This window comes from Bradyrhizobium sp. GW821-FHT13H05, from assembly GCF_058804065.1.
In genome coordinates this window covers 224,221-239,442 of record NZ_JBXAPO010000007.1, presented here as the reverse complement: position 1 = coordinate 239,442, position 15,222 = coordinate 224,221, and the positions used below count along the sequence as shown (strand labels likewise).

Here is a 15,222-nt window from a genome sequence, read left to right as displayed (position 1 = left end):
GGCTCGGATGCCAAGCTCTGGACGCCAGGCTCTGGACGTTACGGGATTCGCGATCGCACCGGCGCCCCGGATCGCGCTGCGCGGCCGGACGTGGCGGCGTTGAGCCGCTATCTGCCGGCAGGCGTCAACTGCCGAGCCACATCGTCAGCACCACCGCGGTCATGTTGTTCAGCGCATGCAGCACGATCGTGAGCCAGAGCGAGCCCGCGCGGTAGCGCATGTAGCCGAACCACAGGCCGATGGAGAAGACCTCGGCGAGGAAGTACAGGTCGTACTGGAGATGCACCGCCGTCCACACCAGCGACGACAGGATGATCGCGCCGGGCACGCGCAGGAAGCTCGCCGACCAGCCCCGGAACATGAAGCCGCGCGCCAGCACCTCTTCCGACATCGGCGCGGCCACGCTGAATGCGAACAGCAGCATGAGCGCGGCGCCCTTGTCGCGGCCGGATTTCAACAGATCGGTCATGAAGCCCGGCGTCGCCTCGCGGCCGAGGCTCCGCGACATCGTCTCCCAGGCGACCACGATCAGGATGAGCCCGACCGCGCCGAACAGGAGTTGCTTCCAGGACGGCCAGTGCAGCGCGAGGTAGTCGACGAACGAGGCCCTCTTGATGCGGATGGCAAGCCACACCGCGGCCAGCGTCGCCGGCAGGCCCATGGTCACCGACAGCGCGAGCGCCGCGGGCTCGCGGCCGACACGCTGGATCGACATCAGGTCGAGGGGATCGCCACGGTCCCAGACCAGATAGAGGATCGCGCCGACCTGGCCGAGGAACATTGCGACGAAGATGAGCAGGCCCCACACCGCCGTGCCCCAGAACATCCAGACCCGAGGCGGCGCAGGAGTCACGGTGAGCGGCGGGGGGTCTGGGACATCGGGGGTCGCGAAGCTGGGCTCAGTCATGGTGCTTTCTAGCAGCCGGAATCAGTTCCGCCGCGGCAGGATCGGGAAATCATAGGCCGCCCCCCCTGCCCCCGGCAGGGAAAAATGCCACCACTCCTTCGCATAGTTCACAAAGCCTTGCTTTGCCATCGCAGCCACCAGCTGCCTGCGCCAGGCGCGCTGGTCCGACGTGATCGACGGTGCAGAGGTATGCCCCTTCGTATCCGTGCAGTCATAACCAGTGCCCATGTCGACGCTGCCTTCCGGCAGCCGCGCCTCGACCGGCGCCGTGCAGTCGGCATAGGTTTTCGATGGATCGAACTTGGCGGAATTGTCGGCCTTCAGATCGACCAGCGTGAGATCGAGCGCCGCGCCCGTCGAATGCTGCGAGCGGCTCGCGATGTAGCCGAGGCGGAACAGCTCGGTCTTCGGGATCTTCGGATTGTAGCGCCGCTCGGCTGCCGTCTCGTGGCCGTTCTGCGACCACTTGACCATGTCGAGCGAGGCCCGCGCCGGCCGGTAGCAGTCGAACATCTTGAGCGAGAGATTTTGCGCCGCCAGTTCCTGCTGAACCGCCTTCAGCCGCAGCCCGACCTCGCGCTTCACCACGCATTCGCCGGCACCGTAGCCGGCGAGCGGACGGCCAACGAAATTGTTCGATGTGGCGTAGCGGATGTCCTGGACGATGCCGGGATCGATGTCGCGCAGATAGACGAAGCCGCCGGGGAGCGATTGGGCGTGGGCTGGCATGAATGAAGTGATCGCGAGAAATGAAATCAAAATTGGTCTAACGAAGCGCATTCGTTCTCCCCTGTCATTCCGGGGCGGCTCGAAGAGCCGAACCCGGAATCTCGAGATTCTCGGGTGCGCAAGGGCGCACCCCAGTTCGATGCTTCGCATCGCCCCGGAATGACGACAAGGCTACAGATCAGGGGATAACTCCCCACCCCGGCATTGGCCCTTGCCCCCCCAGCCATCCGCGCCTATAGCTCTCGCTTTAATGACATCGAAATCGACCTTCGTCCTCGGCCACCGGCATTTGCTGGGCATCGAGGGCCTTTCCGCGGCCGACATCACCGGCCTCCTCGACCTGTCCGAAGAATATGTCGAGCTCAACCGCCAGGTTGACAAGAAGCGCACCGTCCTGCGTGGACGGACGCAGGTGAACCTCTTCTTCGAGGCCTCCACCCGAACCCAATCCTCGTTCGAGCTCGCCGGCAAGCGGCTCGGCGCCGACGTCATGAACATGTCGGTGTCTTCCTCGTCCATCAAAAAGGGCGAGACGCTGGTCGACACCGCCATGACGCTCAACGCCATGCACCCGGATATCCTGGTGGTTCGGCATCACGCGTCGGGTGCGGTGGAACTGCTGGCGCGCAAGGTTGACGGTTCCGTGATCAATGCCGGCGACGGCGCGCACGAGCATCCGACCCAGGCGCTGCTCGACGCCCTGACCATTCGCCGCAACAAGGGCCGGCTCGAGGGCCTGGTGGTCGCGATCTGCGGCGACGTGCTGCATTCGCGCGTCGCCCGTTCCAACATCATCCTGCTCAACACCATGGGCGCCCGCGTCCGCGTCGTCGGCCCCTCCACGCTGCTGCCGCCCGGCATCGAGCGGATGGGCGTTGAAGTCGCGCGCGACATGCGCGAGGGGCTCAACGGCGCCGACATCGTCATGATGCTGCGGCTGCAGCGCGAGCGCATGAACGGCTCGTTCGTGCCGTCGACCTCCGAATATTTCAACTATTTCGGTCTGGACCAGAAAAAGCTCGCCTACGCCAAGCCGGACGCGCTCGTCATGCATCCCGGCCCGATGAACCGCGGCGTCGAGATCGACACCGCGGTCGCCGACGGCGCGCAATCGCTGATCCGCGAACAGGTCGAGATGGGCGTGGCCGTACGCATGGCCGTGCTCGAAGCGCTCGCCCGCAATCTGCCGAACGCGTGATGCTCATGCTGACTGACCGACGTCCCATCCTGCTCGCCAACGCCCGCGTCGTCGATCCCTCCAGGGATTTCGACGGCCCCGGCGATGTCCTGATTGCCGACGGCATCATCCGCGAGACCCGCCGCGGCATTGGCGCTGCCGGCGTCCCCGAGGGCACCGACGTCGTCAACTGCGCCGGCAAGATCGTGGCCCCCGGCCTGATCGACATGCGTGCCTTCGTCGGCGAGCCCGGCTTCAGCCATCGCGAGACCTTTGCCTCCGCGAGCCAGGCGGCTGCGACCGGCGGCATCACCACCATCATCTGCCAGCCCGACACGGAGCCCGTCATCGACAATTCGGCGACGGTCGACTTCGTGATGCGCCGCGCCCGCGACACCGCGATCGTCAACATCCTGCCGATGGCGGCGCTGACCAAAGGGATGCACGGCGAGGAGATGACCGAGTTCGGCCTCCTCAAGGCCGCCGGCGCCATCGCCTTCAGCGACAGCGACAAGAGCGTGACCAATGCGCAGGTGATGCGCCGCGCCCTGACCTACGCCCGCGATTTCGACGCGCTGATCGTGCACTACACCGAGGATCCCGATCTCGTCGGCGAAGGCGTGATGAACGAGGGCGAATTCGCCTCGCGGCTCGGCCTGATGGGCATCCCGAACGCGGCGGAAGCCGTGATGCTGGAACGCGACATGCGCCTTGTCGCGCTGACCGGCGGGCGCTATCACGCGGCCTCGCTGACCTGCATCGACTCACTCGACGTGCTCAAGCGCGCCCGTGACGCTGGCCTCGCCGTGACTGCCTCGGCCTCGATCAACCACCTTGCGCTGAACGAGAACGATATCGGGCCCTACCGTTCCTTCCTGAAACTGTCGCCGCCGCTGCGCACCGAGGACGACCGCCGCGCGCTGGTCGCAGCCGTCGCCTCCGGCCTCATCGACGTCATCATGTCCGACCACAATCCGCAGGACGTCGAGGTCAAGCGCCTGCCGTTCGCGGAAGCAGCACCCGGTGCCATCGGGCTTGAGACCATGCTGCCCGCAGGCCTGCGATTGGTGCATAATGAGGAACTGGACCTGAAGACGCTGATCCGGGCGATGTCGACCCGACCGGCGGAACTTCTGGGCCTACCGGGCGGAACCCTGCGCGCCGGCAGCCCGGCCGACGTCATCGTGATCGACCCGGATGTTCCCTGGGTGGTCGATCCCGCCGACCTCAAATCGCCCTGCAAGAACACCCCGTTCGACGAGGCCCGCTTTACAGGCCGCGTGGTGCGCACCATTGTCGGCGGACGGACGGTGTACGAACATGTCTGACGGGCGAATTCATGCGTGGCGTCGCAGTTCAGCATGGGGATGCAGCCAAGGACTTTGCAAACATGGGGCTTGAAGCCTTCCTGCCGGTGGCCTTGGTCATCGGCTACCTGCTCGGCTCGATTCCGTTCGGGCTGATCCTGACCAGGCTTGCCGGCACGCAGGATATCCGCTCAATCGGCTCCGGCAGCATCGGCGCCACCAATGTGCTGCGCACAGGACGCAAGAGCCTTGCCGCGGGCACCCTGCTGCTCGATGCGCTCAAGGGCACCGCGGCCGTGATCATCGCCGGCACCATCGCAGGACCCAATGCTGCCATGGTGGCAGGCCTCGGCGCCTTCCTCGGCCATCTCTTCCCGGTCTGGCTCAAGTTTAGGGGCGGCAAGGGTGTCGCGGTCTATATCGGCATCCTGCTCGGCCTGTTCTGGCCGGCCGCACTGGTGTTCTGCGTGCTTTGGCTGGCGACCGCCTTCACCACCCGCTACTCCTCGCTCTCGGCGCTGGTGGCGTCCTTCATCACGCCGCTGTTCCTGTGGTGGTTCGGCCATCTCGCTCTGTCGGCGCTATCGGCGGTGCTGACGCTGCTGCTGTTCTACGCGCATCGCGAGAACATCAGGCGATTGCAAGCGGGCAAGGAAAGCCGGATCGGCGAGAAGGCCTAGAGCTTTTTCGAGCGAAGTGCGTCAAGAGAATGCGTCAAAACAAATCTGACGCCGGAAAAAAAAGTACGGATACCGACGCGCCTCGACCGTATTATATGCCAATTCCTGTTCGCAACCTCCGCATTACGCGCGGCAGGTAGTGGCGAACAGGTTCCATGCCTGTCATCCTGACGGCGGAAATGGCGATACGCGGTTGCTCAGAATGAGCGAGAAGATTGTCGGCGCGCATATCGACGGTGGTTCGCAAGGTGCTGCGCGCACCGCGGCGAGCCAACTGCTCTCGACGACCAACATCTGGTCCGATGCGCCCTCGCCGCCTCCCGTCCCGGAACCTGCGCCCGCTGCTCCACCGGCACCGCCTGCCCCCGTGGCGAAAGCTGCCGCCCCGGTCGAATTCGTGCCCCCGGCCGAGCCCGTCACGCGCAACCGGGCTCGCCCTGGACAATGGCCGCCGCGCAAACTCTCGCTGGCGCTCCAGGGCGGCGGCACCTTCGCCGCCTTCACTTGGGGCGTGCTGGAGCGGCTGCTGGAACAGCCTGATATCGAGATCGACACCATCAGCGGCGCCAGCGCCGGCGCCGTCAACGCGCTGCTGCTCGCCTGCGGCCTCGCCGAGGGCGGCCGCGAGGCTGCGCGCGCGCGGCTGAACCGGTTCTGGATCCGCCTGATGCACGAGGCCTCGTTCCGCTCGTTGATGCTGGTCGGCGGCTTTTCGCCGGCCGGAAGCTCGGTCGCGTTCGGCCTGACGCTGCGCTCCGGCCAGTTCGATCCGTTCGATCTCGATCCGCTGCGGCAGGCGCTGTCGCGCGACATCAATTTTGCGACGCTGCGCGATGCGGCCTGCCCAAAGCTGCTGATCGCGGCGACGCGGATCCGCGACGGCCAGCAGCAGATTTTTCGCAACGACGCCATCACCGCCGACGTCGCGCTGGCCTCGACCTGTCCGCCGCTGGTTCACTGCGCCGTCGAGATCGACGGCGAGGCCTATTGGGACGGTGGCTATGGCGGTAATCCGCCGCTGATCAAGCTGGTGCAGGAAACGGCGGCAATGGATGTGCTGCTGGTGCAGCTCACCCCGTCCCGTGACAGCTACGTGCCGATCACGCTCGCCGCGATCGACCGCCGGCTCGATCAGATCACCGCGAATGCTGTGCTCAATGCCGAGATTTCGACGCTCGAATGGGCGCAGTCGCACACGCAGCCTTCACTGCGGCTCTCCAGGATCGCAGCAGAGGACTCCGTTGACGGGCTTGCGCACCGCTCGTCCACCGATCTCGGCCGCGGCTTCATCCGCCTCCTGCACCGGAGCGGCCGCGAAGCCGCCGAACGCTGGCTCGGCCAAGGCGCAGATGGCAGTGCTGCGCCGCCAGCATCCGGCGAGCGCATCGTTTCGGCCGAGCCCGTGCTAGCCTGATTTCGCCAGCGCATCCTCCAGGAACCACGCCGCCGCAAGCGCGACGGGATCATTGCCGAAACGGGCGATCACCTGCACGCCGATCGGCAGGCCGCCCACTTTCATTACGGGCACGTTGACGCAAGGATTGCCCATCAGCGTCCACAGCCGGTTGTAACGGGGCGAGCCGGTCGAGGCGAGCTCCTTGGCCGGCGCGGTGCCCGGCGCCGAATAGGTCAGCAGCACGTCGAAACTTTCGAACAGCTCGCCGAGCTCGCGGCGGCCACGACGGGCGACCCGGCGTGCGTCGTCATATTCCGTGGGCGTCAGTCCGACGGTCTCATCGAGGCTGGCGCGCAGCATCGGCGCAATCTCGTCGTGATGCTCCGAAAACTCCCAGGCGAGCGCGCGATGCGCCTCGAAATCCTGGATGATGGGATGGATGCGCCAGGCCTCCTGCACCGCTTCAGGCAGGTCGATGGTCTTCACACTGGCGCCGGCCTTCTCGGCCGCCTTGATCGCGGCCTGCAGGCCCTCCTCGGCCGCAGGCTCCACGGCCTCGGCAAATTCCTGCCTGACCACGCCGATGCGCGGCGCCTTGGCCGCGGCGATGCCGTCGAATTCGCTGCGGCCGGTCATCGCCAGCAGTCCGCGCGCAAGATCCTCCGCACGCGATCCAAACAGGCCGACCGTGTCGAGGGCCCACGAATAGCACTTCACGCCGATGGTCGGCAGCATCCGGAACGACGGCTTGATCGCAGCGGCCCCGCAATAGGCGGCGGGGCGGATCACCGAGCCGCCGGTCTGGGTACCCAGCGCCAGCGGGATCATGCCGGCGCCGACGGCCGCCGCTGAGCCCGAGGACGAGCCGCCCGGCGTATGGCCAACATTGTGCGGATTGAGTGTCGGGGTCGGATCGCGCGAGGCAAACGCCGTCGTCGTGGTCTTGCCGATGATGGTGGCGCCTGCCCGCTTCAGCATCATCACAACAGGCGCGTCGCTGCGCGGCTGCCAGCCGCGATAGATCTCCGAGCCCATCTCGGTCGGCATGTTGGCGGTGTCGATGATGTCCTTGATGCCGACCGCGATGCCACGCAGCGGCCCGGTGGCTTGCGCCTTCGCCGATTTGTCGTGACGGACGAAGGCGCGAACGTCCTTCTCCCTGGCCTCGATCGCCGCGTGCGACTGGGCAATGGCGGCATCGGGCGAAAGCTCGCCCGCTTCAATGCGGCGCTGGAGGTCGGCAAGTGAGATCATGGCAAAACCCTTCTTATTGCCATCGCTTTTAGCATCGGAGCGAGACCGCGCAAGCACACGAAGCCGTTGCGCAACGCCCTCAGGTTGTTCCATGCTGCCCGCACAAGGAGATGCCGTGGACGCCATCAATCCCAGCATAGAGCTGACCGAGCTAGAGCGGCTCGACCGCCTGCGGCTGATCCGCTCCGACAAGGTCCGGCCTCGCGGTGTTAGGGCGCAAATACCACCGGGCGGTCCATATACGCCGGGACGGTTGCATCTATTCAGATTCTTCCGCCCCTAGGTTAAGTTGTCATAGGGGGCGTTTTCTATGCTTACTGGAGAAGACCTCGTTATCCAGCTTTTCTTCTGGACCTCGGCTTTTTTGGCCGTCGTGGAAGCTGTGAAGGCGGCGGGTTGGCGGATATGGACGTTCGTAGGGCTGGCGGCCGCCCTGTTTCTTGTTGGATTGCTTTGGGGCTTACTCAAGGAAATCTACCCTCCGCTAACCGGTTGGATCACTAGCGTCGCGACCAACCCTCAGTCTTGGTTTCTCCTACTCGTGCTATTTTTTGTTCTAGTCGCCTTCACCGGCCGCGCAAAAAAGAGAGCCTTGGCTGAGACCAATCCCACGACGGAAGCTCTGAATAAAGCACTCCAAGGGCTGCTTGAACGAGTCGATAGAATTGAGACGTCACCTGCATCCGCCATCTTGGAGGATCATAGCAATCTCGTAACCACAGTAGCAAATCTGACGAAAGAAACCGACGCGCGAATAGATCGGCTAGCTTCGAGTCCGCAATTCAATCGCGATATCCTGCTTCTGATGAACTATGCGCTTTATCAATCCGCAGCGCTTCAGTTGGAGTCGATACTCAAAGTAGCTCCTGTGAACAGCGTTGACAGCCCGCTCCAACTTGGCGGGTCGTTCGACGTGGAGAATAAATCAAAAACTGAATTCTTAGAGTTGGTAAGGCGAAAGCTTGACGCAGGCGCAGATAGGAGAGGAAGATTCGAAGGCATCGTAAAATCTGCGGGGTACGCGGCGGAAGATGAGGTCGAACGAACCCCCATGGAACATAGACCGGCCGGTATTGATCCATTGGCTCTCAGAAAATGGGCAATTGTTCACCGTCAGTGCACACGGGCTGTGGCCTTTCTCGAACGCGAAAAGCAGCAGATAGAGGAAGGCCTTCTTTCCCAGCGTCACAATTTGCTAGAGCGATTCTACGAACTTAATAAATGAGCTGCAGCTCATATCTCCTTCAACTGTTCGAATTCCATTGCGGCAAGGCAAGTCAGAAAGAACGTCGTCCCCCGCCTTGGGAAAGCGTTGGCACCTAACGCCGTTCATCCGCGAAATGGACGATACCCGCCCGACTTCTAGCCATCATCGGTGCGGTTATGTTCACCCCATTGGATAAACTGAGCGCTCATCCGGTCTCCTCGGACCGGCCGGCTCAATCTGAGCTGGTAGCACCATTCGGTGAAATGGGGCTTCCCAAAAACATCCTCGTAATCGGCCCGCCCCCAAATGAACATCATTGGGGACGGCGGCAAAGGGTTCATAACCCAATTGATCAACGCCTGGGTTCCGGTCATCTCAACGTAGTCGCTGGGCTCTACGGCCTGAGGGCCGAGAAAATACGGTGTCGCCTCTTCTCTGTATTCGAATTCAGGCTGCATAGGTCCTGAGGGGCCTCGCCAGTTCACTCGGATTTTTAGCTTCCTTGCCGGGGTCGTGCCGCTGTTTTTCCATCTTGGCTGGGCGGCAAAACGAGTGATGACGAGGCCCGGGTCGGCTTTGTACCTGTCGGAAAGATGCGCTTCCGCGGCATCGTTTCTCTCGCCGTCCGCCAAAGTCGTCAATTCGACATTAAATCCGTCAATGAAGACAAATGCCCTTTCAGTAGTGGTCAAGGCGCGCTTAGCGACTGCTACGCTTCCATGAGCGGCTTCATTGGCGCTTCTGTCGGACATCCTTTGCAGATAGGCAGCTCGTTCAGAGCTACGTCGCTGCCGACCCGCGATCATCTCACTACTATGCCGTTGTTTTTCACCAGCTTGCCAAAGCAAGATGGTGGAAACCGTCAAACCGCCAGTGAAGATAACGAGCCACAATGTAAAGAAGGCTACAGGATCGGAAGTAGCCTTCTGCCAGAAGGTTTTGCACTCGTCAGTCTTGTGGCCAGACTTCTCAGCGACCTCATAACATTTTTGCTTCTCAACATCCGTCGGAGCATCGGCGGCTTGCCACGCGAGCACTCCTGCCCAAAACACTGTTCCGATCAGAAATCCAAAAACAATCTCAGAGCGGAGGAGTTGCCAACCGCGAGCTAAAAAAAGCCACATCAAATACCCGCCAGCTTCAAATCTGTTTCAATACTACCTGTTGGAGTTCAAGGGCTGCAATACAAGCTATGAAGAATATCGCGGAAAGGGCCTCCGTCGCAGCCTCATATGATCCTGCACTTGGTCCCTTTGACGCAATGGGCTTCAGTCGTTTGATCAACTCGGCAAAGATCACGTCGGCTTTCCCGCCGAGCGGAACGCGTCAGCCTGTGCCCCATTCGTCCTTTGCTTTAGTCGGTTAAGGCAGCAAGTGCAGGGAGTTCTTGCCCACGCCCTCAGGTTGTTCCATGCTGTGCCTGCAAGGAGACACCGTGGACGCCATCACCCCCAGCGTGGAGCTGACCGAGACCGACCGGATCGACCGCTTGCGGCTGATCCGCTCCGACAATGTCGGACCGCGCACCTTCCGCTCGCTGGTCGATCATTTCGGCAGCCCGCGCGCCGCACTGGAGCGGCTGCCGGATCTGGCGCGCCATGGCGGTGCGCAGCGATCGGGGCGCATCTGTAGCGCGGATGAAGCCAGGGCCGAGCTTGCCGCGAGCCGCAAATTCGGCATCGCCTGGGTCGCGCCGGGCGAGGATGGCTATCCGTCACGGCTGGCGATGATCGACGATGCGCCGCCGCTGCTCGCCGTGCGCGGTGACAACACGACCCTGATGCGGCCGATGATTGCGATCGTCGGCTCGCGCAATGCCTCCGGCGCCGGCTTGAAATTCGCCGGCCAGCTGGCCCGTGAGCTTGGCGAGGCCGGCTTCATCGTCATCTCGGGGCTGGCGCGCGGTGTCGACCAGGCCGCGCATCGCGCGAGCGTCGCAAGCGGCACCATCGCCGTGCTCGCCGGCGGACACGATTGCATCTATCCGCCCGAACATGGCGACCTGCTCTCAGCGATCCTCGACCATGCGGGTGCGGCGATCTCCGAGATGCCGCTCGGCCACGAGCCGCGGGCCCGCGATTTTCCCCGCCGCAACCGGCTGATCTCGGGTGCCTCGCTCGGCGTGGTCGTGGTGGAGGCCGCGCACCGCTCGGGCTCGCTGATATCCGCGCGCATGGCGGCCGAACAGGGCCGCGAGGTGTTCGCCGTCCCCGGCTCGCCGCTCGATCCGCGCGCGGCCGGCACCAACGATCTGATCAAGCAGGGCGCGACGCTCGTCACGGAAGCTGCCGACATCATCAACGCGGTTCAGCCGATCATGGAGCGGCCGCTGATGGCTCCGATGCGCGAACCCGACAGCGAGCCGTTCGAGAGCGATCCGCAAGGGCACGACCGCGACCAGATCACCGGCCTGCTCGGCCCCGTGCCGATCGGAATCGACGATCTCGTGCGGATGTCCGGCGCCTCGCCCGCGATCGTGCGCACCGTGCTGCTGGAGCTCGAACTCGCCGGCCGGCTCGAACGTCACGGCGGCGGATTGGTGTCGCTGCTCTAGCCGCCGTTCCGCTCGTCAAAGCGCATCCGCGCCGATGCGATCTGCTCCTGATGCTCCATCGCCCATTCGCCGAGCGCCTTCACCGGCTGCTGAAGCCCGCGGCCGAGATCGGTCAGTTCGTAATCCACGCGCGGCGGAATGGTCGGAAAGATCGTGCGCGTGACGAGCCCGTCGCGCTCCAGTCCGCGCAGCGTCAACGTCAGCATCCGCTGCGAGATGCCGTTGATCATCCGCTTCAGCTCATTGAAGCGTTTTGGTCCGTCGCTCAGCATCATGATGACGAACACGCTCCATTTGTCGCCGACCCGCGCCAGGATCGAGGCGACCCCGCGGCAGTCGGAATGGTCGCGATCCAGCAGCGGCGCGGCAGGCAAATCGGTGTTCTCAGGTGTCAATGATGTGCCCATGGCTCAAAAAAGTGCGTTCTTGCGGGGAATTCGACAGTCACTCATGTAGCGCTGGTTACAAACATATACCATGGGTGACCCAAATGAAACTGCTCCATCTCGACTCCAGCGTGCTCGGCCCCCACTCCGTCTCCAGACAGGTTTCCGCCGCCATCGTCGACCGTCTCAAGCAGGCGACGCCCTCGCTCGACATCGTCTACCGCGACCTGACCCAGACCCCGCTCGCCCACCTCTCCGGCTCGCATCTGGCGGCAGCCCAAGGCGCGCCTGCGCCGGCGGAACTCGGACCGGACCTTGCCGCGAGCGCGGCTGTGCTGAACGAGTTCCTGGCTGCCGACATCGTGGTGATCGGCGCGCCCATGTACAATTTCACGCTTCCGAGCCAGCTCAAGGCCTGGATCGACCGGGTCCTGGTGGCGGGGAAGACGTTCAAATATGACGCGAACGGCCCGCAGGGCCTCGCCGGCGGCAAGCGCGTGATCGTCGCGATCTCGCGGGGCGGCTATTACGGCGCGGGCTCGCCGGCCGCAGCGCTGGAGCACCTTGAGACGTATTTGCGCGGCGTGTTCGCCTTCATGGGCATTACAAATCCTGAATTCATCATCGCCGACGGCATCCAGGTTGGCCCGGAGCATCGTGAGAAAGCGATTGCCGGCGCGCTCCAGGCAGCCACCAGCCTGCACGCGGCCTAAAGACCACGCCAACCGCAACAGCCGCTGCCGGTTTCCGGCGGCGGCTGAACAGGCCGGCCGGGCTAAAACCAGGCGCCCTGCACGCCGAGGATGACGGCCATCAGCGAAATGAACAGGCCGATGCCGGAAAAAATCGCGACCCCGATGAATTCGGATGTGTCGGAGCGCTTTGCGGGAATGGCGGAACGTTCGGTGTAAATACGCGGTTCTGAAATCGACGGAAAAATGCGAGCTGCCTTTGGCATCACGGGCTCCCTTGAAATGAGTCTTATGACCCCCTGCCCGTAAGAGGGTCTTGGCAGCGCATGCGAAGGTTCAACACCTCACGTAAAGGTTCGGAAAATACGTCTCGCAAGACGAGGGAACCGGCCGGCGCAACCGATGTCGTCGCGCCGACCGATTCAATTTTCGCAAAGATCGATCAGCCGCGATAGATCGGCGCGCCGGCTGGCGATCCTGTCGAGCCGCCATCGACGAAGATCTCCGCACTCGTGACGTGAGCAGAATCGTCCGAGGCGAGAAACAGCACCGTCTTCGAAATGTGATCCACTTCACCAATACGCCCGAGCGGAGTCGTCTTGGCGATGCGGCCTTCCAGGACGGCGAATGCCTGTTCCGTCGGTGCGGCGCCCTTCCAGATCGGCGTACGGATCGCGCCTGGCGCCACCACATTGACGCGGATGCCGCGCGGCGAAAGCTCGGACGCGAGCACGCGCGCCATCCCGCGCACGCCAGCCTTGCTCGCGGCGTAGGCCGCATAGCCGGGATTGCCCAGCACCGAGATCACCGATCCGTTGAGGATGATGGATGCGTTGTCGTTGAGGTGAGGCAATGCCGCCTGCACGGTGAAGAAGACCGAGGTCAGGTTGGTGCGGATCACCTGCTCGAACGCGGCGAGCGTGGTGCCGCCAACGGGTGTGTTGCCGGGGATGCCTGCATTCGCGAACACGATGTCGAGCTTGCCGAATTTCTCGACCGCCTGCGCGATCGCCTTTTCCGTGGCCGCGATGTCGGTGATGTCGGCTTCGACGGCAAGTCCGTTCGCCCCGAGCTCCTTCGCGGCAGCCGCCAGCGTCTCCTTGTTGCGCCCGGTGATCACCACCTTCGCGCCCTCCGCCACGAACAGTTTTGCGGTCGCCAGGCCAATGCCGCTGTTGCCGCCCGTAATCAGTGCCGTCTTGTTCTTCAGTCTCATGCTCGCCTCCAGTGGTTGCATCATAAAACTATGTTGCCATCTAGGCCATTTGGTTTTATGATGCAACCACACAAGCGCGTGATCGCCGCCGCAATCGGGCGAATGCGACAGGACCAAAGACGATGGTGAAGAGAACCAGCTTCGAGGGCGATTCCTGCCCGATCGCACGCGCGCTGGAAGCGATCGGCGACTGGTGGTCGCTGCTGATCATTCGCGAGGCGCTGTTTGGCCTGCGCCGCTTCGGCGAGTTTCAGAACAAGCTCGGCATGGCCAAGAACATCTTGTCGGCCCGGCTGCGCTCACTCGTGGACCACGGCATTCTCGAAACCGCCCCCGCCTCCGACGGCAGCGCCTACCAGGAATATGTGCTGACGCCGAAGGGCCGCGGCACCTTCCCGATCCTGGTCGCGCTCCGGCAATGGAGCGAGGCGTTCGACGATCGGCCAGAGGAAATCGCAACCATCCTGGTCGATCGCGAAAAAGGCCGCCCGGTGCGGAAGCTGGAGCTGCGCGCGGAGGATGGGCGCTTGCTCAGTCAGACGGATACGATGGTGAAGCTGCGGCCAGCGCCGCGACGACGGTCGGCCTGATAGGCCGCAACTGCCGCCACCCCGTCATTGCGAGCGCAGCGAAGCAATCCAGAATCTTTCCACGGAGATAGTCTGGATTGCTTCGCTGCGCTCGCAATGACGACGTAGTGGGGCTTGTACAAAATATCGACGGCGTCAAAGATGGCTAGACACCGCAAAATGGCACCGCCATGCCCCTGCTCGCCATCGTCTATTTTTCCATCTCCGGCACCACCGAGAAGCTGGCGCACGCGGCGGCGCGCGGAGCGGATGGCCTGGCGGACATCGCGCTTTGTCGCGTCACAGGCGACGACATCGTGTCGGGCCGGTTTCAGAATGAGAAATTGCTGAAAACGATTGACCGCGCCGGCGCGGTCGCATTTGGCAGCCCCACCTACATGGGCGGACCCGCGGCGCAATTCAAAGCGTTTGCGGACGCTTCGAGCGACAGATGGAGCAAGCAAGCCTGGGCCAACAAGATTGCAGCGGGATTCACCGCGGGCGCTTGCGCAAGCGGCGATCAGCTCCACACATTGACCTACTTCTCCATTCTGGCCGCGCAGCACGGCATGCTCTGGTGCGGACTGGATATTCCGGGTGGGGAGGATCCGAGTGGGCGAAATCGTCTAGGCAGCCAGCTTGGCCTGGCGACACATTTGGTCGACGGCGCGTTGCCACCGAGCGACATCAGCACGGCTGAATATCTCGGCCGGCGATTGGCCAAAATGGCTATCCGCAACGGCTAACCACGCCGTCATTGTGAGCGTTTCCCGCAGCCCTGATGCAGCGAAGCGAAATCGCCACTACGACAGCTTGCGCTTGCTCCGCAGCCGCAGGTGCTCGTCGGCCTCCAGCTTGGTCATCCCCAGGAGATAATGCAGCACATCGAGCTTGTGGCGCTCGGCGAGCTTGCGCAACGCCCCGACCTGCTCGGCGATGAAGGCGACCGCCTCCTCGACGCCGCCCTCCCCCGGTTCCTCGTTACGCGAGCCCCCCGGCGCACCCGATCCCGAGCGCGCTCGTTTCTTTCCTGGCTTTGTCACCAGACCCCACCCGAATCCATGCCCCGTGGGAACTCTACGCTGACACCAGCCACAACTCCAAGGTGGTATTTCGCAACTTTCTCGATATGAAACTTTTCCCATTCG

The 15,222-nt window shown here is 63.4% G+C and carries 17 protein-coding genes and 1 pseudogene; 10 read left to right on the top strand and 8 right to left on the bottom strand.

The annotated features are described in order from the left end of the window. Nucleotides 1-124: 124 nt before the first annotated feature. The gene (locus AC1RR3_RS22895) at nt 125-907 is read right to left on the bottom strand and encodes a CPBP family intramembrane glutamic endopeptidase (RefSeq protein ID WP_492825368.1); all 783 of its coding nucleotides are present in this window, start codon (nt 905-907) and stop codon (nt 125-127) included. A gap of 21 nt (nt 908-928) precedes the next feature. After that, a complete protein-coding gene (locus AC1RR3_RS22890) occupies nt 929-1,636 on the bottom strand; it encodes a M15 family metallopeptidase (protein ID WP_492825367.1) in 708 nt (235 codons plus the stop codon). A 250-nt stretch (nt 1,637-1,886) separates the two neighbouring features. On the opposite strand from AC1RR3_RS22890, the gene AC1RR3_RS22885 reads away from it, so the two are divergent. From AC1RR3_RS22885 to AC1RR3_RS22870, 4 genes are all read left to right on the top strand, one after another. Further along, nucleotides 1,887-2,834: an aspartate carbamoyltransferase catalytic subunit gene (locus AC1RR3_RS22885; protein ID WP_492825366.1), complete on the top strand. Its 948-nt coding sequence runs from the start codon at nt 1,887-1,889 to the stop codon at nt 2,832-2,834. A 5-nt stretch (nt 2,835-2,839) separates the two neighbouring features. Beyond that, nucleotides 2,840-4,141, top strand: coding sequence for a dihydroorotase (locus tag AC1RR3_RS22880; RefSeq protein WP_492825365.1), 1,302 nt, complete (start codon nt 2,840-2,842; stop codon nt 4,139-4,141). 62 nt (nt 4,142-4,203) lie between these two features. Continuing rightward, nucleotides 4,204-4,800 (top strand): glycerol-3-phosphate 1-O-acyltransferase PlsY, encoded by a 597-nt coding sequence (gene plsY, locus AC1RR3_RS22875; RefSeq protein WP_492825364.1) that lies wholly within the window; start codon nt 4,204-4,206, stop codon nt 4,798-4,800. A 202-nt stretch (nt 4,801-5,002) separates the two neighbouring features. Continuing rightward, nucleotides 5,003-6,214, top strand: coding sequence for a patatin-like phospholipase family protein (locus AC1RR3_RS22870; RefSeq protein WP_492825363.1), 1,212 nt, complete (start codon nt 5,003-5,005; stop codon nt 6,212-6,214). On the opposite strand, the gene AC1RR3_RS22865 is transcribed toward AC1RR3_RS22870, so the two are convergent. After that, nucleotides 6,206-7,450, bottom strand: a complete 1,245-nt coding sequence (locus tag AC1RR3_RS22865; protein WP_492825362.1) for an amidase — start codon at nt 7,448-7,450, stop codon at nt 6,206-6,208. The genes AC1RR3_RS22870 and AC1RR3_RS22865 overlap by 9 nt on opposite strands. A gap of 91 nt (nt 7,451-7,541) precedes the next feature. Here AC1RR3_RS22865 and AC1RR3_RS22860 point away from each other — a divergent pair. Next, nucleotides 7,542-7,673, top strand: a pseudogene (locus AC1RR3_RS22860) (DNA-processing protein DprA); the annotation flags it as partial. An 87-nt stretch (nt 7,674-7,760) separates the two neighbouring features. After that, nucleotides 7,761-8,675 (top strand): hypothetical protein, encoded by a 915-nt coding sequence (locus AC1RR3_RS22855; protein WP_492825361.1) that lies wholly within the window; start codon nt 7,761-7,763, stop codon nt 8,673-8,675. 137 nt (nt 8,676-8,812) lie between these two features. Here the strand turns inward: AC1RR3_RS22855 and AC1RR3_RS22850 are convergent, their stop codons facing one another. Beyond that, nucleotides 8,813-9,781 carry a hypothetical protein gene (locus AC1RR3_RS22850; RefSeq protein WP_492825360.1) on the bottom strand — a complete coding sequence of 323 codons (969 nt, stop codon included), beginning with the start codon at nt 9,779-9,781 and terminating at the stop codon, nt 8,813-8,815. Between the two features lie 287 nt (nt 9,782-10,068). On the opposite strand from AC1RR3_RS22850, the gene dprA reads away from it, so the two are divergent. Continuing rightward, the gene (gene dprA, locus AC1RR3_RS22845; protein ID WP_492825359.1) at nt 10,069-11,211 is read left to right on the top strand and encodes a DNA-processing protein DprA; all 1,143 of its coding nucleotides are present in this window, start codon (nt 10,069-10,071) and stop codon (nt 11,209-11,211) included. Here dprA and AC1RR3_RS22840 read toward each other — a convergent pair. Further along, on the bottom strand, nt 11,208-11,618 hold the full coding sequence (locus AC1RR3_RS22840; protein WP_492825358.1) for a winged helix-turn-helix transcriptional regulator: 411 nt from the start codon (nt 11,616-11,618) through the stop codon (nt 11,208-11,210). The two genes, dprA and AC1RR3_RS22840, sit on opposite strands and share 4 nt — an antisense overlap. An 83-nt stretch (nt 11,619-11,701) precedes the next feature. On the opposite strand from AC1RR3_RS22840, the gene AC1RR3_RS22835 reads away from it, so the two are divergent. Then, entirely contained in the window at nt 11,702-12,310 is a 609-nt protein-coding gene (locus AC1RR3_RS22835; protein ID WP_492825357.1) for an FMN-dependent NADH-azoreductase, read from the top strand. A gap of 62 nt (nt 12,311-12,372) precedes the next feature. Here AC1RR3_RS22835 and AC1RR3_RS22830 read toward each other — a convergent pair whose 3' ends face one another. Together AC1RR3_RS22830 and AC1RR3_RS22825 are read right to left on the bottom strand one after the other, a co-directional pair. After that, nucleotides 12,373-12,555 (bottom strand): hypothetical protein, encoded by a 183-nt coding sequence (locus AC1RR3_RS22830; RefSeq protein WP_492825356.1) that lies wholly within the window; start codon nt 12,553-12,555, stop codon nt 12,373-12,375. A gap of 176 nt (nt 12,556-12,731) precedes the next feature. After that, complete coding sequence (locus AC1RR3_RS22825; RefSeq protein ID WP_492825355.1) at nt 12,732-13,505, bottom strand: SDR family NAD(P)-dependent oxidoreductase; 774 nt, start codon at nt 13,503-13,505, stop codon at nt 12,732-12,734. A 122-nt stretch (nt 13,506-13,627) separates the two neighbouring features. Here AC1RR3_RS22825 and AC1RR3_RS22820 point away from each other — a divergent pair, with 122 nt between their 5' ends. Both AC1RR3_RS22820 and AC1RR3_RS22815 read left to right on the top strand, forming a co-directional pair. Beyond that, complete coding sequence (locus tag AC1RR3_RS22820) at nt 13,628-14,095, top strand: winged helix-turn-helix transcriptional regulator (RefSeq protein ID WP_492825354.1); 468 nt, start codon at nt 13,628-13,630, stop codon at nt 14,093-14,095. Between the two features lie 170 nt (nt 14,096-14,265). Further along, nucleotides 14,266-14,820: a flavodoxin family protein gene (locus AC1RR3_RS22815; RefSeq protein ID WP_492825353.1), complete on the top strand. Its 555-nt coding sequence runs from the start codon at nt 14,266-14,268 to the stop codon at nt 14,818-14,820. 57 nt (nt 14,821-14,877) lie between these two features. On the opposite strand, the gene AC1RR3_RS22810 is transcribed toward AC1RR3_RS22815, so the two are convergent. Further along, nucleotides 14,878-15,117 carry a hypothetical protein gene (locus AC1RR3_RS22810; RefSeq protein WP_492825352.1) on the bottom strand — a complete coding sequence of 80 codons (240 nt, stop codon included), beginning with the start codon at nt 15,115-15,117 and terminating at the stop codon, nt 14,878-14,880. Nucleotides 15,118-15,222: the final 105 nt, after the last annotated feature.

What these genes read in the sequence shown, in the direction of transcription:
- AC1RR3_RS22830 (WP_492825356.1), bottom strand. Translation starts at nt 12,555, where the DNA reads ATGCCAAAGGCAGCTCGCATTTTTCCGTCGATTTCAGAACCGCGTATT.
- AC1RR3_RS22850 (WP_492825360.1), bottom strand. Translation starts at nt 9,781, where the DNA reads ATGTGGCTTTTTTTAGCTCGCGGTTGGCAACTCCTCCGCTCTGAGATT.
- AC1RR3_RS22885 (WP_492825366.1), top strand. Translation starts at nt 1,887, where the DNA reads ATGACATCGAAATCGACCTTCGTCCTCGGCCACCGGCATTTGCTGGGC.
- dprA (WP_492825359.1), top strand. Translation starts at nt 10,069, where the DNA reads ATGCTGTGCCTGCAAGGAGACACCGTGGACGCCATCACCCCCAGCGTG.
- AC1RR3_RS22890 (WP_492825367.1), bottom strand. Translation starts at nt 1,636, where the DNA reads ATGCCAGCCCACGCCCAATCGCTCCCCGGCGGCTTCGTCTATCTGCGC.
- AC1RR3_RS22815 (WP_492825353.1), top strand. Translation starts at nt 14,266, where the DNA reads ATGCCCCTGCTCGCCATCGTCTATTTTTCCATCTCCGGCACCACCGAG.
- AC1RR3_RS22820 (WP_492825354.1), top strand. Translation starts at nt 13,628, where the DNA reads ATGGTGAAGAGAACCAGCTTCGAGGGCGATTCCTGCCCGATCGCACGC.
- AC1RR3_RS22865 (WP_492825362.1), bottom strand. Translation starts at nt 7,450, where the DNA reads ATGATCTCACTTGCCGACCTCCAGCGCCGCATTGAAGCGGGCGAGCTT.
- AC1RR3_RS22855 (WP_492825361.1), top strand. Translation starts at nt 7,761, where the DNA reads ATGCTTACTGGAGAAGACCTCGTTATCCAGCTTTTCTTCTGGACCTCG.
- AC1RR3_RS22835 (WP_492825357.1), top strand. Translation starts at nt 11,702, where the DNA reads ATGAAACTGCTCCATCTCGACTCCAGCGTGCTCGGCCCCCACTCCGTC.
- AC1RR3_RS22880 (WP_492825365.1), top strand. Translation starts at nt 2,840, where the DNA reads ATGCTGACTGACCGACGTCCCATCCTGCTCGCCAACGCCCGCGTCGTC.
- plsY (WP_492825364.1), top strand. Translation starts at nt 4,204, where the DNA reads ATGGGGCTTGAAGCCTTCCTGCCGGTGGCCTTGGTCATCGGCTACCTG.
- AC1RR3_RS22840 (WP_492825358.1), bottom strand. Translation starts at nt 11,618, where the DNA reads ATGGGCACATCATTGACACCTGAGAACACCGATTTGCCTGCCGCGCCG.
- AC1RR3_RS22825 (WP_492825355.1), bottom strand. Translation starts at nt 13,505, where the DNA reads ATGAGACTGAAGAACAAGACGGCACTGATTACGGGCGGCAACAGCGGC.
- AC1RR3_RS22895 (WP_492825368.1), bottom strand. Translation starts at nt 907, where the DNA reads ATGACTGAGCCCAGCTTCGCGACCCCCGATGTCCCAGACCCCCCGCCG.
- AC1RR3_RS22870 (WP_492825363.1), top strand. Translation starts at nt 5,003, where the DNA reads ATGAGCGAGAAGATTGTCGGCGCGCATATCGACGGTGGTTCGCAAGGT.